Consider the following 21,705-nt stretch of genomic DNA (forward strand, 5'->3'; position numbering starts at 1 on the left):
CGTCGCTCGTCAGGCCGCAAGCGACCGGCGCTTCGGCACCGGTTTCATCACCGCGATGTCCCGCATCCGGCGCACCGTGCAACGCGCTCGAGCCGACGTCGCCGTCTGGCGGCATACCAGAATCGTCGCGCACGCACCCGCTGGAATGCGCCCGAAATCAGTATCGCCGCTCACCCGCCGCCGCACGCCCGCGCTTCGTCCACACGCAAAAAAGCCCCGACGCACGAGGCAGCCGGGGCCAACGGAACAACCACCACCTGAAACAACGGAGCAGCGCGACTGCTTATGCGACAGCAGCCAGCGCGGGCAGACAGGTACGCAGGTACGCCTCGAATTCGCGGCTCACTTCCGGATGCTGGAGCGCGAGTTCGACGGTCGCCTTGAGGTAGCCGATCTTGCTGCCGCAATCGAAACGCGTGCCGTAGTAGCGATACGCGAGCACCTGTTCGTTCGCGAGCAGCGTCTGGACCGCGTCGGTCAGCTGCAACTCGCCGCCGGCGCCCGGCTTGAGCTTGCGCAGGTGATCGAAGATCGTCGGCATGAACACGTAGCGGCCGACCACGCCGAGGTTCGACGGCGCGTCTTCCGGCGCCGGCTTCTCGATGATGCCCGACAGCTTGATGATGTCCTCTTCCCACTCGCGGCCTTCGACGACACCGTACGAGCGGCTGTCCTCGCGCGGGATCGTCTCGACCCCGATCACCGAGCTGTGATAGTGGTCGAACACGTCGACGAGCTGCTTGAGCACCGGCTGTTCGCCGTGCAGCAGGTCGTCGGCGAGAATCACCGCGAACGGCTCGCCGTGCACGAGCTTTTCCGCGCACAGCACCGCGTGGCCGAGACCGAGCGCTTCCGGCTGGCGCACGTAGAAGCAGTTCACATTGCTCGGCTTGATGCCGCGCACGAGTTCGAGCAGCTTTTCCTTGCCGCGCGCCTCGAGTTCGGCCTCGATCTCGTACGACTTGTCGAAGTGATCCTCGATCGCGCGCTTGCTGCGCCCGGTCACGAAGATCATCTCGGTGATACCGGCGTTGATCGCTTCCTCGACCGCGTACTGGATCAGCGGCTTGTCGACGACGGGCAGCATCTCCTTCGGGCTCGCCTTCGTTGCCGGGAGGAACCGCGTGCCGAGACCGGCGACGGGGAACACGGCCTTGGTGACTTTCAACATGTTCGCATCCTGGTTGCGTTGACTGCGCCGCGTCACTGGACGACCCGGCGCGATTGTTTTTCGAACGGCATATCGAGAACCGGCGGCACGGCCAATTCCACTCCGCTCATTTTCGATATGGACCTATTGCCCATGTTTCCGGAAAATGGATAATCCGCGCACCCGGTCGATATTGCCGAACCCAGTGCCGAAACATAAACAAATTACCGATTTTCCGGATACAAATTCTTACGATTCGAATTCCTCGATATACGGGACGCCGCCCCGCTCGAGGCCCGGGCGAATCGGCTCGTTCTTCAGCGCCTCGCGGTACGCCGACAGCACGGCCATGACCAGCAGTACTGCCGCGCTCGCGATCCAATGCATGTCCATCTTGCCGCTCCTTGCATCAATCAACTGGAGCTTCAAACTATCAGAAAAAAATCGGCAAATAATTGTGGCGGCGACGGAACCGCTTTCAGACCGGAATAAAACCACCATCTGAAACATCATTATTTCCCGGCGAGATTTTTTTATTCATTCGATCGAATTCTTGCGCATTACGATTGGACCATCCCCTTCATCCGTCGCAAGGAATCGAATCGCATGCAAGCTTTCAGCGGATCGTCTTTGACCGCGCCACCCGTCGCCGACCACAAGGAACACGTGATCGACGCGATGCGCGGGTTCGCGGCGCTGCTCGTCGCCTATTTCCACTGCCGCCAGGTCGTCTGGGTCGGCATGCAGAGCTTCCATCACGCTTACGGTCATGCGCTGAACCCGAGCGTGATCGCCGGCTACCTGACCTTCCCGTTCGCGTGGGGCTCCGCCGGCGTGCCGATCTTCTTCGTGATCAGCGGCTACTGCATCCATCGCAACGCGGCGCTCAAGCTCGCGGCCAACCCGGCGTACCGGCTCGACGCACCGAACTTCTGGGCGCGCCGCTTCGCGCGCATCTACCCGGTGCTGCTCGCCGCGCTGCTGTTCACGCTCGCGATGGACGCGGTCAGCCTGCAGATCGCGCCGGTCAGCCACAAGATCCGCGACGTCGGCCTCACCGCGTTCCTCGTGAACCTGTTCTCGCTGCAGGGCGTCGCCGGCTACACGTACGGGTCGAACGGCGCGCTCTGGACGCTGTCGCTCGAAGTGCAGTTCTATGCGATCTACCCGCTGCTGTTCGCGCTGCGCCGCCGGATCGGCATGCCGGCCATCGTGGCGGCCGTCGCGCTCGTCAACGTCGCGTCGGCGTGGCTGCTCGAACGGCACGACCTGCAGCTCTTCACGTCGTACTGGCTGTCCTGGACGGTCGGCGCGTGGATCGCCGACGTGCGCGCGCAGCCGGCGCGCGGCACGGCCGCCGTGCCGTCGCGCGCCTGGTATCTCGCGGCGGCCGCGCTGCTGGCCGCGGGCTGCGGCGCGTTCCATTTCGGCCAGTACGGCGCGTTCCAGCTGTGGGCTGCCGGCTTCGCGTGCTTCCTGTACCGCGCGCTCGCCTGCCCGCCGCGCCCGACGCCGCTCTTGCGCGTGCTCGGCTGGTTCGGCGACTTCAGCTACTCGCTGTACCTGATCCATCTGCCGCTGTTCGTCTGCGTCGGCTCGGTGCTGTTCCACTCCGAACTGCAACTGTCGATCTGGCCGTCGATCGCGTTCATGGCCGCCGCGATTCCGGTCGCCTACGTGTTCTACCGGCTGTTCGAACGCCCCGCGATGATGTGGTCGGCCAGCCTGAAGCCGACGCGTGCGGCCCGCGTCGTGGCACCGGCACCCGAACGGGCTGTCTGAGCGCGCCATTACCGGCGCTCCCTGCCCCCGCGCGAACTCGAGTCGTGCGGGGGCATTTTCATGGGCGTGACGCGCGCGGGGGATGCATTTGCGCGTCGGGTGCGGCTGGTATGACGCACCGAAGTGCACATACGGCGTCACACGCCGCCCGGGCGGCTGCACTACCGTCGCATCGCCCGCCCCCTCGCCGGCCTCACTGCATGGCCTCACGGCGTTCCGTGAAGCAATGCCGATCCAGACGGCGAGGGTTCCCCCAAGGCCCCGTGCGCGAACGCATCACCAGCTCGCCTCCGGCAACCCGCGCCTGACGCGTATCAGGCTCCCGCCCGCCCAAAAAGCGGAACCCTCATGCAGCGCACCGCCGCATGAGGGCCCGTTTCCCGGCGCATGGCGTCGATTCGCGCCGCCGCACCGCACCTACCGCTTCTTGGCCTTCGCGGCCTTCGCCGTATCCGCGAGGATCTTCTCGACCCGCTCCACATAGGTCTCGGTGCCGAACCGGCGCACCGCGGTCGCCCGCCCGCTCGCGACGAGCCGCTCGCGCAGCGCGGCGTCGTGCCGCAGCCTGCCCAGCGCATCGGCCAGCGCGGCCGCATTGCCCGGCTCGCACAGCAGCCCGTTTTCGCCGTCCTCGATGATCTCGACGACTCCGCCCGCGCGGGCCGCAACCACCGGCCGCCGTGCGAGCATGCCCTCGACGATCACGCGCCCGAACGGCTCCGGCGTGATCGACGTATGCGCGACCACGTCGACCGCCTTCATGCACGCGGCCACGTCGCGCTGGAAGCCGAGGAAGTGCACGCGATCGTCCATCCCGTGACGCGCGACGATCTCGTGCAGCTGCGCCGCATATTCGTCCTCGCCGAACAGCGGCGCGCCGACCAGCACCACGTGCATCTCGGGATGACGAGCCGCGGCCTCCAGCAGCAGGTGCTGCCCCTTCCAGTGCGCGAGGCGGCTGAACGAGCCGACCAGCCATGCGTGCTCCGGCAACCCGAAGCGCGCGCGCAGCGCGGCCTGGCTGGTCGTGTCCAGCGCGTCGAACGGTTCGGCCGAAATGCCGTTGAACACGACGTCGACGTGCTGCGGCGTGAAGCCCGTCAGCGCACGGAATGCCTGCGCGGACGCGTCGGAGTTCGCGATCACGCGCGTGACGCCGAACCGCGCGCAGTACTTGATCGCCATCAGCTGCTTGCTGCCGAAATGGTCGCCGCTGACGATGTCGCGCAGGTGCCAGACCACCGGCTTGCGCGCGAGCCGCCCGGCCAGCGCCGCGACCACCATCGCGCGCTGCGTGTTCGCGTAGATCACCTCGGCCCGGCGTGCGCGCCGTGCGACGTCCCGCACGAGCGCGAAAAGCTGCTTCAACGCGCCGGCCGACACGCCGCCCTGCTTGCGTACCCCGGCGAGCGCGCCCTGGTCGAGCACGTCGACGCGCGCGCCGATCTCGTCGAGCGCCGCGCGGAACGGGCCGTCGTCGAACAGCACCACGTCGGCGTTCGCGCGCATGTGCTTCATGATCTCCAGCAGCGACAGCTCCGCGCCGCCGAGCACACCGCTCTGGTCCAGCACGAGCGTCGCCGGGCCGCGCGCGGGCGGCATCGGCGCGACGGCCGTGCCGCGCTGCGCGGTCGAGCCGGGCAGCGCCGCCTCCACGTAGTCGAGAAAGCGCCGCCGGAACGTGTCGGCGGAGAAGCGCTCCGCATTCGCGCGGCACGCGTGCGGCGTGAAGCGCTGCGGCGCGCGTTCGAAATCGTCGACCGCCGCGACGATCGCGTGCGGCGTCTGTTCGTCGAAGAACAGCCCGGTCGGATTCGCGTGCGAGCACGGTTCGAGCACCGTCTCGAGCGCACCGCCCTTGCCGTATGCGATCACGGGGGTGCCGCATGCCTGCGCCTCGACCACCGAGATCCCGAAATCTTCCTCGGCCGCGAACACGAACGCCTTCGCGCGCCGCATCCGGTCGTGCAGCACCGCGAACGGCTGATAGCCCATGATCTCGACGTTCGGGCCGGCCTTCGCGCGGATCTTCTGCATCTCGGGGCCGTCGCCGATCACCACGAGCTTGCGCTCCGGCGTGCGCGAGAACGCTTCGACGATCAGGTCGATCTTCTTGTACGGCACCATCCGCGACGCGGTCAGGTAGAAATCGTCCTTCGCCTCGTTCAGCGAGAAGCCGTCGACGTCGACCGGCGGGAAGATCACCGCCGCGTCGCGGTGATACACCTTGCGGATGCGTCGCGCGATGAACGCGGAGTTCGCGACGAAGCCGTCCACCGCATTCGCGGTGCGCGTGTCCCAGTTGCGGATGTAATGCAGGATCATCCGCGCGAGCAGCGACTTCGGCCCGTGCGTGAGGTTCGACTGTTCCAGATACTGGTGCTGCAAGTCCCACGCGTAGCGGATCGGCGAATGCACGTAGCTGATGTGCATCTGGTCCGGCCCGGTCAGCACGCCTTTCGCGACCGCATGGCTGCTGGAGATCACGAGATCGTAGTCCGACACGTCGAGCTGCTCGATCGCGAGCGGCATGAGCGGCAGGTAGCTGCGGTACTTGGTGCGCGCGAACGGCAGTTTCTGGATGAACGAGGTCGTCACCCGCTTGCCGCGCACGAACGCGCGATCGTCGAGAAAATCGACGAGGCTGAACAGGTCCGCGTCCGGAAAGCACGCGACGATCTGTTCGAGCACGCGCTCGGCGCCGGCGTACGTGACGAGCCAGTCGTGGACGATCGCCACGCGCAGCGGGCGCGACGCATCGCGTGCGCCCGCCTGTGCGGCCGGTTCGGCCCGGCGCAGCGCGGCGGTGTCGCCGGCTTCGGCCACGGCGGCACCGGCCGTGGCGAGGTTCAGGATGGCGTGTTCCGCCAGATCGCGATTCATACGGTTTTCCTCGCATTGAGACGGACGAACAGGTCGCGCACCAGCGCGCGCAGGGCCGGCGTCATCGTGAACGACCATGCAAGGTTCAGCACCAGCACGACCGCGCAGAGGCCGATCGACTCGCCGAGCCCCGACCACGCTTGCGCGAGAAACAGGCTCGCGAGCAGGAAGGCGAGATGCGCGAGCATGTCGAGCACGATCGCGCGCATCCGGATCGCCGACAGGTAAAGCAGCACACCGTAATCGACCAGCGCGCGGGTCGCGACGACCACCGCCGCGCCGATCAGCCCGAAGTGATGAATGCCGAACCACAGGCCGCCGACGAAGAACGGCATCTCGACGAGCCCGGCGAACGCCGCCCGGGCCGGATTGACCTGCGACTGGATCAGGATCCGCGTGACGCTCGCCTGGCCGACGAGCCATACGCTGATCACCAGCACGCGCCCGACGGGCGCCGAATGCGCGGCGAGATCGGCGCCGACCCACAACGTGAGGAACGGCGCGAGCGCGAAGATCGCGATGATGCCGACCGGCGTGAACACGCCGTTCAGGAATTCGAGCGACTGGCGCGCGAGCGTGTCGGCATGCTCGCGGCCGACCGCCGACAGGCGCGGAAACAGCGTGCGCACCAGCGCGTTCGGCAGCATGTTCAGCCGCGTGACGAGGTTCTGCGGGACGGTGTAATAGGTGACGAACTTCGCGCCCATGCCGGCGCCGAGCATCACGCGATCGAGCGTGTCGGCGATCATGCTCGTCGTGCTCGCGATCAGCATCCAGCCGCCGAAGTTGAACAGCCCTTTCGCGGTGCCCCACTGCGGCGGATCGATGCGCCGGATCCCGAGCACCTTGATGCTTGCGTGACCGAGCATCACCGCCGCGATCAGCCGCGCGACGACGGCCGCGGCCAGCACCGTCTGCAGGTTCGGCGCGATCCACCATGCGGCGCCGAGCGGCAGCAACTGGAACAGGAACGTGCCGATCGTCTGGTTCGTGTTGAACACGCCGAACCGTTCGGCACCGTTGATCGCGCCGGCGAACACCCACGACACGTTCGCGAGCGGAATCGCGAGCGCGAGCCACGGCAACGCGAGATACACCTCGTGCTGCATCGCCGCCGACACCTTCGTGAAATACGCGGTGTAGACGAACGCGCCGAAATAGATCAGCAGGCCGCCAACGATGCCGGTGCCGAGGTTCAGCCAGAACGCGCTCCAGAAGACCCGCGCGCTTTCGTCCGCGTTGCCGCTCGCGAGCGCCTTCGAGATGTGGTTCTGCGCGGCCATGCTCATCCCGAGATCGAGGATCCCGAAATAGCCGATCAGCGTCCACACGAGGCTGACGACGCCGTAGCGTTCGACGCCCAGTGCGTGGATATACGCGGGCACCGTCACCAGCGACACGAAGGTCGGCAGGATCAGCCCGATGAAGTTGATCGAAACGTTCTTGAGTATGCCTTTGTCCATGCTTCTGCCTTGTGTGACGCCAACGACGACGGCGCGCCGCCCGTCACGGTTTCCAGCGATACATCAGCACCTTGCCGCGCGCGTCTTCCTCGACGAACACCAGGTATTCGCCGTTCTCGCGCCGGAACGCGCTGATGCCGAACGGCACGTCGACCCAGCCCGACGCCTTGCCGACCTCCGCGCCCGGGCTCATCACGCCGACTTCCTTGCCGGTTTCCTTGTCGTACACGTGGATCTTGCCGACCGGCTCCACCGTGAAGATGTAGCGGCCCTCGATCGTGATGCCGATCAGGTCGAGGATCGGCTTCGCGTCGAGCTGCCACGGCAGCGCGACCGTGTAGCGCACCACCGGCGAGCCGGTCGACCACTTGTCGAAGCGCACCAGCACGCGGCCGACTTCCTTGTTGATGCCCGGCTGCGGCGGCGCGTCGGCCGTGTAGCCCGTCACGTACAGCGTGTCCGTCTGCGGCTCGTAGATCGCGCGGCGCAGCTGCGTGAACGGCTGCGGCATCGGATAGGTCGTGACCTTGTCGTACGAGTAGATCGGGTTGCCGGCCTTGTCGATGCCGCCGTAACTGAAGCGGTGTATGCCGCGCACGTCGCTCGTGCGCCAGATGTCGCCCTTCGTGTCGACCCACCAGCCCCAGCCGCCCGCCTTCGCCTTGCCCGTCGTGTTGGTCGTGAACTCGTCCTCGTCGAGCCGGCCGTTGCCGTTCGCGTCGCGCCAGATCCAGTCGCCACCCGGCGGCTTGTTCGGCACCTTGTCGACCGGCCGCGCGCGGCCCGCGATCAGGCCCGACGGAATCGCCACCTCGCCGTCGCGCTTCGCATCGAAGCGGTAGATCTTCAGGTGATCGGCGTACATGTCGGTCAGGTACAGGAACGTGCGGCCGTCGACGCGCCGCGCCATCGGCATGCCCGGATACTGGTCCGTGTGGAACACGGGGTCGTCCGGATACTTGAAGCGGTTCGACAGGAATCCGACATATTTCCAGTCCTGGCCCGGCGGCTTCGACAGGTCGAGCTCGAAGCGCTTGTTGCCCGTATACATGCTGTTCGGCCGCGCGGGGTCGAGCCACGCGCCGTCGACGAACAGCAGCCCCTGCACCTGCCAGCGGAGCTTGCCGTCCGGCGTGTAGCTTTCCAGCACCGCGCCCAGCCCAGCCCCGATCGTGTCGTGGCGCGGCCCGATCCCGTTCATCGACACATAGATGTTGCCGGCGCGATCGACGCCCACGCCCGTCAGCCCGTTGAAGCGCTGCGGCCCCGGACGGCCAGGCACCGGGCCCGCGAAGATTCCGCCGCGCTCGCCGAGCGTGCCCGACGGCGCATAGCCCTTGCCGCCTTTCGAGAAAATCAGGATCTGCTGGCGCGGCCCGTTGTCCGCGACGAGCACGCGCCCTTTCGCGTCGACCGCCACGTCCACCGCATCGGTACCTTCCGGCAGCGGCGGCGCGTCATCGAGCTTGCGGCCGTCCGCGCGCACGTGCACGAGATGCGCGGGCCCGCCGATCGTATCGGTGAGCAGCCACAACGTGCCGTCGCCGGCGAGCGCGATGCGGCCCGGCTCGTGCGCACTCCACGTGGCCTTCTTCTGCATCGTCTCGGCGTCGTACACGTCCACCGCGTCGTGCGACGGATTCGTCGCGAACAGCGTCTTGTCGTCGGCCGCGAGGCCGCCGACTTCCGCCTTCGCCTCGCCCACTTCCGACCGGGCCGGGGCCGGCACCTCGTTGACCATCATGAAGCTGGCGGCCATCCGCGCGCGACCGGCATCGGCACGTCCGCCAGGCGCGACCTGCGGCGCCGCGCGGAACGGCGCCGGCTGCTTCATGTCGCCGATCGTGCGGCGCGAAATGCCGAACCACTGCTTGCCCTTGCCCGGCCAGATGCCGGGCGACTGCAGATGGCCGCGCTCGTTGCCCACGCCGATCGCGACGTACGCATACTTGCCGTTCACCGCGACCGCGTTGCCGCCGAGGTTGCCCCAGCCGTGCGTGCCGCCGGCGAAGCCGAGCATCTTCCCGTCCTGGTAGACGCTCGCCTCGGCGCCGCTCTCGTCCCACGGCGCGTTCGTATACACCTTGCCGTCGGGTGTCACCGCGATCGCGCGAATGTCGATCTGCGTCCAGCTGCCGTCGCCATAGCCGAACGTGTTGCCGATCCACGACGTAGTCGCGGGCAACACGGTTTCAGCCGGAGCGGCGCTCGCGGACAGCGCCGCGCATACCGTCATGCCAACCAGAATCAGACGTCGCAATGCGCTCTCCAGACTCGATACGGAAGCGACCGGCGCCGCGGCATGCTGCCTGCCCTGATGCCCTGTCGCTAAATAGGTTTCAAACGTCGCGATGCAGGTTACAAGCAAAAATAATCACAAGAAATTTGGAAATATTTGGGGATGTTTCGAGCTGAAATATCGAGCCGGAACAACGAGAAATTGGCCCGGCAAAGCGGAAATATCGACCGCCTTTCACGCGGCGATCCGTAGAAAATGCCGCTCCGGCCCGCGCGCCGGGGCGCGTAGCCTGCAAACCTTTCATGTCGCGATTGAAACAACCGGCATTCGAATGTTTTCAGCCGGATAAATGACATGCGTTTTTTTGCCGATTTCTTTTCCCTAGAATCGATTTCGATTCAATATTTCATTTAAACGCATGCATTACGTTCACGCATCGGATGCGCGGCGCGCCGCGGCATCGGCCGCGCGTCGCGAAGGAGCGGCGCGATGACGGGCATTTCGCGCACCACCGACCTCGCCCCGCCGCAACACGGCCGCATCGTGCAGCTCGACGGGCTGCGCGCGATCGCCGTCGGCGCCGTGTTCCTCCAGCACGCGCTGAAGGCGCCGCTATGGATGGGCGTCGACCTGTTCTTCGTGCTGAGCGGCCTGCTGATCACCGGCATCCTGCTCGATCGAAAGGCGCGCGGACAGTCGTACTTCAGCCACTTCTACGCGCGCCGCGTGCGCCGGATCCTGCCGCCGTACGTGCTGCTGCTGATCGTGTCGACGCTGCTGTTCGGCGCGAGCTGGCTGCCGCACTGGCCGTGGTTCGCGTTCTTCTCGACCAACATCGGACTGTCGCTCGGCAGCATCGGCCACGACAGCCTGAACGTGCTGTGGTCGCTCGCCGTCGAGGAGCAGTTCTACATCTTCTGGCCGTTCGTCGTGCTGTGGTGTTCGGAGCGAGCGCTGCTGTGGATCGCCGCCGCGCTGATCGTCGCGGCGCCCGTGCTGCGCGCGATCGCGACGCCGTGGTTCGATTCGTTCTGGCCGATTTACTACCTGACGCCGTTCCGCATGGACCTGCTCGCCGCCGGTGCGCTGCTCGCGATCGTGCTGCGCCGCGACCGGCGCGCGCTGGAGCCGTTCTATCCGCTCGCGATCGTCGGCGCGCTCGTGTCGCTCGCGATCCTCGGCTGGCTGCACCTGTCGTTCCCGCGTTTCCGCGCGGCGAACACGCCGCTGTCGAACGCCGCGCTCTACAGCATCTCGCTGCTGCTGTGCACGTCGATCGTCGTGATCGCGCTGCGCGGACGCGGCCTCGTGCAGCGCGTGCTGACGAACCCGCTGCTCGTGTACGTCGGCACCGTCAGCTACACCGTCTACCTGATTCACCTGAGCGTGCTGTACGCGCTGTGGCCGTTGCACCTGAACCGCTTCGTCACGGCCGCGCTCGCCCTCGCCATCACGCTCGCGTACGCCACCGTGAGCTGGTACGGCTTCGAGCGGCGCCTGACGCGCGGCCCCGCACGCGCCACGGTGCCCGCCACCGTGCGCACGACAGCCTGACTTTCTCAATCCATCGATTCGACCAGGACATTGCCATGAGCCAAACTCGCAAGAAGGCCATCATCACGGGGATCACCGGGCAGGACGGCGCCTACCTGACCAAGCTGCTGCTCGACAAGGGCTACGAAGTCACGGGCACCTACCGCCGCACCAGCTCGGTGAACTTCTGGCGTATCGCCGAGCTCGGCGTCGATACGCACCCGAACCTGTCGCTCGTCGAGCACGACCTGACGGATGCCGGCTCGAGCCTGCGGCTGCTCGAACGCACGCAGCCCGACGAGCTGTACAACCTGGCCGCGCAGAGCTTCGTCGGCGTGTCGTTCGATCAGCCGGCGACGACCGCCGAGGTCACCGGCATCGGCCCGCTGAACCTGCTCGAGGCGATCCGCGTGGTCAGCCCGAAGACGCGCTTCTACCAGGCATCGACGTCCGAGATGTTCGGCAAGGTGCAGGCCATTCCGCAAACGGAAACGACCGCGTTCTACCCGCGCAGCCCGTACGGCGTCGCGAAGCTGTACGCGCACTGGATGACCGTGAACTACCGCGAGTCCTACGACCTGTTCGGCTGCAGCGGCATCCTGTTCAACCACGAATCGCCGCTGCGCGGCCGCGAGTTCGTCACGCGCAAGATCACCGACACCGTCGCGAAGATCAAGCTCGGCAAGGCGACCAAACTCGAGCTCGGCAACCTCGACGCCAAGCGCGACTGGGGCTTCGCGCTCGAATACGTCGAAGGGATGTGGCGAATGCTGCAGGTCGACGAGCCCGACACCTACGTGCTCGCGACCAACCGCACCGAGACAGTCCGCGACTTCGTGCAGATGGCGTTCGCGGCGGCCGGCTACCAGATCGAATGGACCGGCAAGGGCGAACAGGAACGCGGCCTCGACGCGTCGAACGGCGACGTGCTCGTCGAAGTGAATCCGAAGTTCTACCGCCCTGCCGAAGTCGACCTGCTGATCGGCTGCGCGGACAAGGCCAAATCCAAGCTCGGCTGGGCGCCGGAAACGACGCTCGAGCAGCTTTGCCAGATGATGGTGGAAGCGGACCTGACGCGGAATCGTCACCATGACACGTACTGATGCCGGACGCTCGTCGCGCCGCGCATTCGTCACGGGCCTGACGGGCTTCACCGGCCGCTACATGGCGCAGCAGCTCGAGGCGGCCGGCTACGACGTGTGGGGCACCGTTGCGCCCGGCGCGGCGCGGCCGGACGATCCGGCGTTCGCGAACTGCACGCTGCTGCCGGTCGACCTGCTCGACGCGCAGGCGATGCGCGCAGCGGCCACCGATGCGCGACCCGATGCGGTCGTGCATCTGGCTGCGCGCGCACACGTCGCGCAGGACGAGCCGTCGCAGACTTACGCGGTCAACATCGTCGGCACGCGCAACCTGCTGGCCGCGCTCGCGGGTCTCGATCGCCGTCCGTCGGCGGTGCTGCTCGCCAGCAGCGCGAACATCTATGGCAATTCGACGGCCGGCGTGCTCGACGAAACCGTCTCACCCGCCCCCGCGAACGACTATGCTGTCAGCAAGCTCGCGATGGAATACGCGGCGAAGCTGTGGGCCGACCGCCTGCCAATCGTGATCGCGCGGCCGTTCAACTACACCGGCGTCGGCCAGGACGAGGCGTATCTGCTGCCGAAACTCGTGTCGCACTATGCGCACAATGCGCCGCGCATCTCGCTCGGCAATCTCGACGTGAGCCGCGATTTCTCCGACGTGCGCGACGTGACGACCGCCTATCTGAAGCTGCTCGAAACCGCGCCGGCCGGCGAGACGTTCAACGTCTGCTCGGAGCGCGCGTATTCGCTGAAGGAAGTGCTGGCGATGCTGTCGCGGATCGCCGGCTACGTGATCGACGTGACGATCGATCCACGTTTCGTCCGGCACAACGAAGTGAAGCGCCTGAGCGGGTCGCGCGACAAGCTGCGGCGCGCGGTGGGCGAGCTTCCGGTGACGCCGCTCGACGACACGCTGCGCTGGATGATGGAAGCGATGCGTGACGAGCATCGGCCCGCGCAGGCCGGGCACGCCGGCTGATTGCGTCAACGCGCGCGGCGCCGGCCAAAAAACACGGGCCGCTCGATCAGATCGAGCGGCCCGTCGTCATGTCGGCCCTGTAACCTGCCGCCGCGCTCAGCCCGCGAGACCGCGCGCGAGATCGTTGCGCAGGTCGCCCGCGTTTTCCAGGCCGACCGCGAGGCGGATCAGCCCTTCGGTGATCCCCGCGGCCGCACGCGCTTCCGGCGTGATGCGGGCATGCGTCGTCGTCGCCGGATGCGTGATCGTCGTGCGCGTGTCGCCGAGGTTGCCGGTGATCGAGATCAGCTTCGTGCTGTCGATCACGCGCCACGCATTCGCGCGCTGCTGCTCCGACGTGTCGCCCTTCAGCTCGAACGACACGATCGCGCCGCCCGCCTTCTGCTGGCGCTTCGCGAGTTCGTGCTGCGGATGCGATTCGAGCCCGGGATAAAACACGCGCGCGACGGCCGGGTGCGAATCGAGCCAGCGCGCGATTTCCAGCGCGTTCGCCGACTGCTTCTCGACGCGCAGCGACAGCGTCTCCATCCCCTTCAGCAGCACCCACGCGTTGAACGCCGACAGCGTCGGCCCCGCGCTGCGCACGAACGGGAACACCTTGCCCATGATGAATTCCTTCGAGCCGACCAGCGCGCCGCCGAGCACGCGGCCCTGCCCGTCAAGGAACTTCGTCGCCGAGTGCATCACGACGTCCGCGCCGAGTTTCAGCGGCTGCTGCAGCACCGGGCTGCAGAAACAGTTGTCGACGACGAACAGCGCGTTCGCGGCCTTCGCGATCTTGCCGATCGCCTCGATATCGGCGAGTTCGGTCAACGGGTTCGACGGCGTTTCGAGGAAGAACATCTTCGTCTCGGGCCGCACCGCTTCCTGCCATGCGTTCAGGTCGGTCGGATCGACGAAGGTCGTCGTGATGCCGAACTTGCTGAAGATCTGCGAGAACATCCCGAGCGTCGAGCCGAACAGGCTGCGCGAGCTGACGAGGTGATCGCCCGCCTGCAGGGCGGACATCACGACCGACATGATCGCGGCCATGCCCGATGCCGTCGCGATGCAGGCCTCGCCGCCTTCGAGCGCGGCGAGACGATCCTGGAACATGGTGACGGTCGGGTTCGTGAAGCGCGAATAGGTGAAATAGTCTTCCGAATTCGCGAAGCGCTCGGCCGCCTCGGCCGCGCTCGTGAAGCAGAAGCTCGACGTGAGGAACAGCGCTTCCGAATGCTCGTTGAAGTTGCTGCGCAACGTGCCCGCGCGCACGGCGAGCGTGTCAAAGTTGAGGGAGTCGTCCATGTTCCGTTTTCCGTATTCGAGGGTCGCGCCGCAGGTCATGCGTCGGGCGCGAACCCAGCCACAAAATCAGGCCAAAACAAAAAGCCCGCTATGCGTCGGCATCAGCGGGCTTCGGTGCGGTACGACAGCGATCGACTCGGGCCGACTGTCGCCGGCCTTCGCTTTAGCTGTTTTGGGAAGTCGCCCCGCGTCCGCAAGCTGAATCAAATCGACGCACGGCGACATCCTATCACGCTTCGTCGGAAGCGTGCGGCTGCATCACTCGACCGACAGTTGCAGGTTCATCTGCGAACGCGCGGCATCGCCAGCCGTGTCGCGATCAGCCTGCGACGCCGGTGCGAGACGCGCACGCTCGATCGCATCGAGGTACTCGGGCGTCACGGCGCCGGTGATGTAGTTGCCGTCGAAGCACGACGCCTCGAATTGCTCGAGCTTCGGGTTGATGTCGCGCACCGCGCGGCGCAGGTCGTCGACGTCCTGGTAGATCAGGTGGTCGGCGCCGATGATCTTCGCGACTTCCTCGTCGGTGCGGCCGTGGGCAACCAGCTCGCCGCGCGTCGGCATGTCGATGCCGTACACGTTCGGGAACTTCACGGGCGGTGCAGCCGACGCGAAGATCACCGACTTCGCGCCCGCATCGCGCGCCATCTGCACGATCTCGTGCGAGGTCGTGCCGCGCACGATCGAGTCGTCGACGATCAGCACGTTCTTGTCCTTGAACTCGATGCTCATCGCATTGAGCTTCTGGCGCACCGACTTCTTGCGCACGGCCTGGCCCGGCATGATGAAGGTGCGGCCGACGTAGCGGTTCTTGAAGAAGCCTTCGCGATACTCGACGCCGAGCTTCGCGGCGACCTGCATCGCGGCCGGACGCGACGAATCGGGAATCGGCATCACGACGTCGATCGGCACGTTCGGCAGCTCGCGCTTGATCTTCTCGGCGAGGTAGTCGCCCATGCGCAGGCGCACGTTGTAGACGGGCACGCCGTCGAGGCACGAATCCGGACGCGCGAGATACACGTATTCGAACATGCACGGATTCAGCGTCGGGTTCTCCGCGCACTGCTGGCTGTGGAAGTTGCCGGCCTTGTCGATGAAGATCGCTTCGCCCGGCTGCACGTCGCGCACGAATTCGAACCCGATGCCTTCGACCGCCACCGACTCAGACGCCACCATCCACTCGGTGCCGTGTTCGGTCTCGAGCTTGCCGATGCAGAGCGGGCGAATGCCGAACGGATCGCGGAACGCGAGCAGGCCGTAGCCGGCGATCAGCGACACGATCGCGTACGAGCCCTGCAGGCGGCGATGCACGCCCGCGACCGCCTTGAACACCGCGGCCGGATCGAGTTCGAGGCCCGTCGTCGACAGCTGCAGCTCGTGCGCGAACACGTTGAGCAGCACTTCGCTGTCGGAATTGGTGTTGATGTGCCGGCGGTCGATCCGGAACATCTCGTCCTTCAGCTGTTCCCAGTTCGTCAGGTTGCCGTTGTGCGCGAGGATGATCCCGAACGGCGCGTTCACGTAGAACGGCTGCGCCTCGGCTTCGCTCGACGCCGAGCCGGCCGTCGGATAACGGACCTGGCCGATGCCGAAGGTGCCGGGCAGGCTGCGCATGTTGCGCGTGCGGAACACGTCGCGCACCATGCCGTTCGCCTTGTACATGTGGAAATTGCTGCCGTCCGCCGTCGCGATGCCCGCTGCGTCCTGACCGCGATGCTGCAGCAGCAGCAGGCTGTCATAGATCAGCTGATTGACCGGGGATTGGGAGATAACGCCTACGATGCCGCACATGGCATGTCCTTCAGAATGACAAAATCGGTTCCGTCCTGCCCGGCCGCGTCGTCACACGCGTACGTACTGGGCCATGCCGTCGGGCAGGAGCTGCTTCAGCTCATGCACGCCCTGTTCGGCGAAAGGACGCAATAGCGCATTGCGCCAGAAATCCTGTTTGGGCAATTCGGTCAGCCCGGCCGCCGCGACCAGCAGCACCACCAGCACGCAGCCGCGGACGAGCCCGAACATCATGCCCAGCGAGCGATCGACTCCGCCGAGGCCCGTCGCCTGCGCGATCCGCGACAACAGCGCGTTCGCGACACCCGCGACGAACACCACGCCGATCACGATCAGCGCGAACGCCAGCACCCACTGTGTCAGCGCGCCGCCCGGCCAGTTCGCCGGGATATATGGCACCACCAGTCCGACATAGCGGGCCGCGATCGCAATCGCCGCGATCCAGCCGATCAGCCCGAAAATCTCCGAGACGAAACCGCGCCACGCGCCACGCAGCGCGGACAACGCGATCACCGCCAATACAGCGTAGTCGAAAGCCGTCAGCATCGCACGTTACTGCGTGAGTCCGGCTTCGCGCACCTTCGCAATCGCGGCGGACGCCGCCGCGCGATCCGCGAACGGGCCGGCACGCAGCAGTGTAGCCGTGCTGCCGTCCGCCTGCTTGCGATGCTCGACATATGCGGGCACCCCCGCCGATTTCAACTTGGTGGCCCACGAACGGGCCGTCGTGTCGTCCTTGAACGAACCGAGCTGCACCGCGAAGCGCGCACCGGCCGACGATGCGTCGCCGCCGTCGGCCGCGGCGTCGGCGTTCGCGACCGTCGCGGGCGCCGGCTTCGGCGCGGGTGCGGCCGTGGCCGGCTTCGCAGCGGGCTTCGGCGGCGTCACATTCGCCGTGGTCGCCGGGGCCGTGGTATCGGGCTTCGCGGCCGGCTTGGCCGCATCCTTGGCCGCCGGCGCGGGCACGGCCGCCACGACGACATCGGATGCCGGCGGTTCGTCATGCGCGACACCTGCCTGCACGTCGGACGCGTCGTCGTCGCGCGGCGCGACCGCCTGATGCGCGGGCCGGTTCGGGATGTCGATCGCGATGTCGTCCGTCACCGGCTTCGGGTGCGAATCGAGCACCATCGGCAGCACGATCACCGCGGCGACGACGAGCGCGATCGCGCCGACGAGACGCCGGCGGGCGCGTTGCTTTTCTGGAAGGGTCGGATCGAGGAGCAGTGCGTCCGATTCCGGACGCTCGGTGCGGCGCGTGCGTCGCTCGACGCGTTCAGTGCGCTCCGTGCGCACGTTCCGGGAGGCCCCGGTACGACCGCCGCGCCGCGGGGGCGCGTCGTCGTCTTTCTTGCCGAACGAGAAAATTCCCATGAATGGCTGAGTCCGAAACTGCCCGTCAGTCAGTGTTGCTGCGATTTCCGGTAGGCCATCACACCTGCCACCGTATGGAAACTGCCGAAAACCACGATTCTATCATTCTCGGATGCTCTTTTTAGTGCATCGCGAAACGCTTCGGCGGGCGACGCGAACCGCGTCACGCTCGAATCGGCCCCCTCCTCCACGCCGACCTTGCGCAGCGCGGCTTCGAGCTGCTCCGCGCTCGCCGCGCGCGGCAGCGGCAGGTCGGTCACGCACCAGTGGTCGACCTCGCCCTTCAGATGCCGCAACACGCCGTCGATGTCCTTGTCGTGCATTGCACCGAACACCGCGTACGTGTACGGGAAGAAGCCCATGTTGCCGAGATTTTGCTCGAGCACGGCCGCCGCATGCGGGTTGTGCGCGACGTCCAGCACGATCGCCGGCTTGCCGGGCAGCACCTGGAAGCGGCCCGGCAGTTCGACGTTGGCGAGCCCGAGCCGGATGTCCTGCGCGGACACCGGCAGCACCGGGCGCAGCGCCTCGAGCGCGGCCAGCGCGGCCGATGCATTGATCAGCTGATTCGCACCGCGCAGCGCCGGATACGCGAGCGCCGGGTAGCGCTTCTCGCGACCGAGGTAGCTCCACTGCTGGCGCTCTGCGCCCGCCTGCGCCTCGTAGCGGAAATCGCGGCCGACGAGCCACAGGTCGGCGCCGATCGCTTCGGCGTGATCGATCAGCGTTTGCGGCGCGGCCGGATCGCCGCAGATCGCCGGCTTGCCGGCACGGAAGATCCCCGCCTTCTCGAAGGCGATCTTCTCGCGCGTGTCGCCGAGGTATTCGGTGTGATCGATGTCGATGCTCGTGACGATCGCGCAATCGGTATCGATGATGTTGACCGCATCGAGCCGGCCGCCGAGGCCGACTTCGAGGATCACCGCGTCGAGCCCGCGCGACGCGAACAGGTGCAGGATCGCGAGCGTCGTGAATTCGAAGTACGTGAGCGACACGGGCTCGGGCAGCGACGTGCACGCTGCCTCGACGGCTTCGAAGTGCGGCAGCAGCTCGGCGTCGCTGACCTGCTGGCCGTTCACGCGCGCGCGCTCACCGAATTCGAGCAGGTGCGGCGACGTATGGCAGCCGACCTTGTAGCCCGCGCGCACGAGGATCGTCTCGAGAAACGCGCAGGTCGAGCCCTTGCCGTTCGTGCCGCCGACGGTGATGACGGGGCACGCGAATTCGAGCTGCAGCGCCGCCTTGACCTGCCCGATGCGGGTGAGGCCCATGTCGATGCCGACCGGGTGCGCGCGTTCGAGATGCGAAAGCCACGCGTCGAGAGTGGGAAAAGTGCTCATCGGTTCAAATCTGGATCGGGACCGCCACTACGCCAAAAAACGAAGCGCGCCGCCTGACGCTGAAGCCAGGCGACGCGCAGTGTTCACAACCTCGCGCCAATCAGGCCAGCGCGTCGGCCGGTTGCCGCTGCAGCAGCGCGAGCAATTGCGCGATCTCGTCGCGCATCTTGCGGCGGTCGACGATCATGTCGATCGCGCCCGTCTTCAGCAGGAATTCCGCGCGCTGGAAGCCTTCCGGCAGTTTCTCGCGAACCGTCTGCTCGATCACGCGCGGGCCGGCGAAGCCGATCAGCGCCTTCGGCTCGGCGATCACGACGTCGCCGAGGAATGCGAAGCTCGCCGACACGCCGCCCATCGTCGGGTCGGTCAGCACCGAGATGAACGGCAGCTTGGCTTCTGCCAGCTTGGTCAGCATCGCGGTGGTCTTGGCCATCTGCATCAGCGACAGCAGGCTTTCCTGCATCCGTGCGCCGCCCGACGCCGTGAAGCAGATGAACGGCACTTGCTGCTCCAGCGCATTCTGCGCGCCGCGCGCGAAACGCTCGCCGACGACCGAGCCCATCGAGCCGCCCATGAACGAAAACTCGAAGCAGGCAGCGACGACGGGCAGCGTATGGATCGCGCCGCCCATCACGACCATCGCGTCGGTCTCGCCCGTTTCGTCCATCGCTTCCTTCAGACGATCGGGGTACTTGCGGCTGTCCTTGAACTTCAGCGAGTCGACCGGCACGATTTCCTGGCCGATTTCATAGCGGCCTTCCGGATCGAGCAGCCCGTCGAGACGCTCGCGCGCACCGATGCGCATGTGGTGATCGCACTTCGGGCACACGTGCAGGTTCGCGTCCACGTCGTTGCGGTACAGCACGGCCTCGCAGGACGGGCACTTGACCCACAGGCCTTCCGGAATGCCCTTGCGGCTTTTCGGGTCGGTCTGCTTGATCTTCGGCGGCAACAGTTTGTCGAGCCAGCTCATCGTATGGTTTCCTGTTCCGTGGCGGGGCGGGCCGACCGGCCCGTTCCCGCTTCCTGTGTTGTGTTTATCGCGCCGTATTGCCAGCGCCGTCCAGGGCGGCGCGCAGCTCGGCGATGAAAGTCTTCAGCGCGGCGACGGCGCCTTCCGGCGCGGCGCTCTCGAGCAGTTGCACCAGCCGGCTGCCGATCACGACGGCGTCCGACACTTCGGCCACCGCGCGCGCCGTTTCGGCGTCGCGGATGCCGAAGCCAACGCCCACCGGAACCGGCACGCGCGACTTGATGGCCGGGATTTTACCCGCAATGCTCGAAACATCCAGATTTCCGGCGCCGGTCACGCCCTTGAGCGACACGTAGTACACGTAGCCGCTCGCGATCTTGCCCACGTCGGCGATGCGTTCGTCGGTCGACGTCGGCGCGAGCAGGAAGATCGGATCGATCTGCGCGGCGCGCATTTTCTCGGCGAACACGCCCGCTTCCTCGGGCGGATAGTCGACGACGAGCACGCCGTCGACGCCGGCCGCCTGCGCCTCGGTCGCGAACGTGTCGACGCCCATCCGCTCGATCGGGTTCGCATAACCCATCAGTACGACGGGGGTTTTCTGGTCGGTCTCGCGGAAGCGCTTCACGTCGGCGAGCACGCTCTTGAGCGTGACGCCGCGCGCGAGCGCACGCTCCGACGAGCGCTGGATCACCGGGCCGTCGGCCATCGGGTCCGAGAACGGCACGCCGAGCTCGATGACGTCGGCGCCGCCTTCGGCGAGCGCGTGCATGAATTCGACGGTTTTCGCGGGATCGGGGTCGCCGGCCGTGATGAACGGGATCAGGCCCTTGCGGCCTTGTTCGGCGAGTGCGGCGAAGGTCTGCTGGATACGATTCATGGCAATTTTCCTTTGTCGACCGGAGTTAGCGCTTCAGCGCTTACTCCGGTCCCATGCAAAGCAGCGATCGGCACTGCGGCGGCGCGACTCACGCGCACGCCGGCGTGGCGAGCGCGTTCACGCGCTCGTGCGCGATCGCGCAATAACTTTCGTTGATCTCGTAGCCGACGAAGTCGCGCCCCTGCCGTGCGCAGGCCACCGCGGTCGTGCCGCTGCCCATGAACGGATCGAGCACGCGGCCGCCCGGCGGGCAACTTGCGAGCACCATCCGCTCGATGATTTCCAGCGGCTTCTGGGTCGGATGATCGACGCGCTCCGCGTGCTGCCGGTGCAGGCGCGAGACCGACCAGACGTCCTTCGGGTTGTAGCCCATCTCCAGCCACTTGCTGCCTTCGAACAGCTTGCGCGAGCGGGCCTTCTTCGTGTCGGCGTCGTACGGGATGCGGACCGGATCGAGATCGAAGTAATACGCCTTGGAAACCGCGAAAAAGCCGATGTTGTCGTGCACCGACGTGAAACGGCGCGTCGTGCCGCCCATGCTCGGCACGCGCCGGTCCCAGATGATCTCGTTGACCATCGTGAGCTTCGTCTTCAGGAAGCTGAAGATTTCCGGCGCGTACTGCCACGTGCAGAAGATGTACATCGACCCGCTCGGCTTGAGCTTCGGGATCGCGAGTTCGAGCCACTCGCGCGTCCACGCGAGAAAATCGTCGCCCGAGCGCTTGTCCGAGTCGTTGCCATAGTCCTTGCCGAGCCCGTACGGCGGATCGGCGACGATCAGGTCGATCGACGCATCCGGCAGGCGCGCGGCTTCGGACATGAAATCGCGGTTGTGCAGCTCGATCCCGGACGGCAACGCGCACGGCACGGCGACGGCAGACTGCACCGCCTCCGCTTCGCTCGCGGCGCCGCCGCCCGGTTGTTCGATCAGGTCACGCATCGGTCG

18 protein-coding genes are annotated in these 21,705 nt (G+C 66.6%); 4 read left to right on the forward strand and 14 right to left on the reverse strand.

The features are described 5' to 3' along the window. Nucleotides 1–283: 283 nt before the first annotated feature. A complete protein-coding gene (gene galU, locus BTE28158_RS29280) occupies nucleotides 284–1,171 on the reverse strand; it encodes a UTP--glucose-1-phosphate uridylyltransferase GalU (protein WP_047901323.1) in 888 nt (295 codons plus the stop codon). A 228-nt stretch (nucleotides 1,172–1,399) separates the two neighbouring features. Further along, nucleotides 1,400–1,543, reverse strand: a complete 144-nt coding sequence (locus BTE28158_RS29285) for a hypothetical protein (protein WP_006479318.1) — start codon at nucleotides 1,541–1,543, stop codon at nucleotides 1,400–1,402. Nucleotides 1,544–1,756: 213 nt separating this feature from the next. On the opposite strand from BTE28158_RS29285, the gene BTE28158_RS29290 reads away from it, so the two are divergent. After that, nucleotides 1,757–2,932 (forward strand): acyltransferase family protein, encoded by a 1,176-nt coding sequence (locus BTE28158_RS29290; protein WP_174920226.1) that lies wholly within the window; start codon nucleotides 1,757–1,759, stop codon nucleotides 2,930–2,932. Nucleotides 2,933–3,349: 417 nt separating this feature from the next. On the opposite strand, the gene BTE28158_RS29295 is transcribed toward BTE28158_RS29290, so the two are convergent. From BTE28158_RS29295 to BTE28158_RS29310, 4 genes are all read right to left on the reverse strand, one after another. Beyond that, nucleotides 3,350–5,815, reverse strand: a complete 2,466-nt coding sequence (locus tag BTE28158_RS29295) for a glycosyltransferase family 4 protein (protein ID WP_170296471.1) — start codon at nucleotides 5,813–5,815, stop codon at nucleotides 3,350–3,352. After that, complete coding sequence (locus BTE28158_RS29300; protein ID WP_124628472.1) at nucleotides 5,812–7,278, reverse strand: flippase; 1,467 nt, start codon at nucleotides 7,276–7,278, stop codon at nucleotides 5,812–5,814. Before BTE28158_RS29300 ends, BTE28158_RS29295 begins: the two co-directional genes overlap by 4 nt. A 43-nt stretch (nucleotides 7,279–7,321) precedes the next feature. After that, nucleotides 7,322–9,514, reverse strand: coding sequence for an NHL repeat-containing protein (locus BTE28158_RS29305; RefSeq protein ID WP_170296472.1), 2,193 nt, complete (start codon nucleotides 9,512–9,514; stop codon nucleotides 7,322–7,324). Nucleotides 9,515–9,617: 103 nt separating this feature from the next. After that, the gene (locus BTE28158_RS29310; RefSeq protein ID WP_170296470.1) at nucleotides 9,618–9,821 is read right to left on the reverse strand and encodes a hypothetical protein; all 204 of its coding nucleotides are present in this window, start codon (nucleotides 9,819–9,821) and stop codon (nucleotides 9,618–9,620) included. 185 nt (nucleotides 9,822–10,006) lie between these two features. Between BTE28158_RS29310 and BTE28158_RS29315 the strand changes: the two genes are divergently transcribed. From BTE28158_RS29315 to BTE28158_RS29325, 3 genes are read left to right on the forward strand one after another with little or no spacing between them, the layout of a single operon-like run. Next, on the forward strand, nucleotides 10,007–11,071 hold the full coding sequence (locus BTE28158_RS29315) for an acyltransferase family protein (RefSeq protein ID WP_059599536.1): 1,065 nt from the start codon (nucleotides 10,007–10,009) through the stop codon (nucleotides 11,069–11,071). A gap of 35 nt (nucleotides 11,072–11,106) precedes the next feature. After that, on the forward strand, nucleotides 11,107–12,153 hold the full coding sequence (gene gmd / locus BTE28158_RS29320) for a GDP-mannose 4,6-dehydratase (protein WP_059599537.1): 1,047 nt from the start codon (nucleotides 11,107–11,109) through the stop codon (nucleotides 12,151–12,153). Next, entirely contained in the window at nucleotides 12,140–13,114 is a 975-nt protein-coding gene (locus BTE28158_RS29325) for an NAD-dependent epimerase/dehydratase family protein (protein ID WP_151051192.1), read from the forward strand. The genes gmd and BTE28158_RS29325 overlap by 14 nt, the downstream gene beginning before the upstream one ends. A 96-nt stretch (nucleotides 13,115–13,210) precedes the next feature. Here BTE28158_RS29325 and BTE28158_RS29330 read toward each other — a convergent pair whose 3' ends face one another. The 8 genes from BTE28158_RS29330 to BTE28158_RS29365 form a co-directional block, all read right to left on the reverse strand. Next, nucleotides 13,211–14,401: an O-succinylhomoserine sulfhydrylase gene (locus tag BTE28158_RS29330; protein WP_151051194.1), complete on the reverse strand. Its 1,191-nt coding sequence runs from the start codon at nucleotides 14,399–14,401 to the stop codon at nucleotides 13,211–13,213. A gap of 258 nt (nucleotides 14,402–14,659) precedes the next feature. Beyond that, complete coding sequence (gene purF / locus BTE28158_RS29335) at nucleotides 14,660–16,192, reverse strand: amidophosphoribosyltransferase (RefSeq protein WP_059599539.1); 1,533 nt, start codon at nucleotides 16,190–16,192, stop codon at nucleotides 14,660–14,662. Nucleotides 16,193–16,243: 51 nt separating this feature from the next. Then, nucleotides 16,244–16,738 carry a CvpA family protein gene (locus tag BTE28158_RS29340; protein WP_059524763.1) on the reverse strand — a complete coding sequence of 165 codons (495 nt, stop codon included), beginning with the start codon at nucleotides 16,736–16,738 and terminating at the stop codon, nucleotides 16,244–16,246. A gap of 6 nt (nucleotides 16,739–16,744) precedes the next feature. Continuing rightward, complete coding sequence (locus tag BTE28158_RS29345; protein ID WP_174920228.1) at nucleotides 16,745–17,566, reverse strand: SPOR domain-containing protein; 822 nt, start codon at nucleotides 17,564–17,566, stop codon at nucleotides 16,745–16,747. Nucleotides 17,567–17,595: 29 nt separating this feature from the next. Next, complete coding sequence (gene folC, locus BTE28158_RS29350; protein ID WP_151051867.1) at nucleotides 17,596–18,906, reverse strand: bifunctional tetrahydrofolate synthase/dihydrofolate synthase; 1,311 nt, start codon at nucleotides 18,904–18,906, stop codon at nucleotides 17,596–17,598. Between the two features lie 100 nt (nucleotides 18,907–19,006). After that, nucleotides 19,007–19,879 (reverse strand): acetyl-CoA carboxylase, carboxyltransferase subunit beta, encoded by an 873-nt coding sequence (gene accD / locus BTE28158_RS29355; RefSeq protein ID WP_044843820.1) that lies wholly within the window; start codon nucleotides 19,877–19,879, stop codon nucleotides 19,007–19,009. Between the two features lie 64 nt (nucleotides 19,880–19,943). After that, complete coding sequence (gene trpA / locus BTE28158_RS29360; protein WP_151051865.1) at nucleotides 19,944–20,759, reverse strand: tryptophan synthase subunit alpha; 816 nt, start codon at nucleotides 20,757–20,759, stop codon at nucleotides 19,944–19,946. Nucleotides 20,760–20,847: 88 nt separating this feature from the next. Beyond that, nucleotides 20,848–21,699 (reverse strand): DNA-methyltransferase, encoded by an 852-nt coding sequence (locus tag BTE28158_RS29365; RefSeq protein ID WP_059524755.1) that lies wholly within the window; start codon nucleotides 21,697–21,699, stop codon nucleotides 20,848–20,850. Nucleotides 21,700–21,705: the final 6 nt, after the last annotated feature.

This window comes from Burkholderia diffusa (assembly GCF_902499115.1).
Lineage (GTDB): Bacteria > Pseudomonadota > Gammaproteobacteria > Burkholderiales > Burkholderiaceae > Burkholderia > Burkholderia diffusa.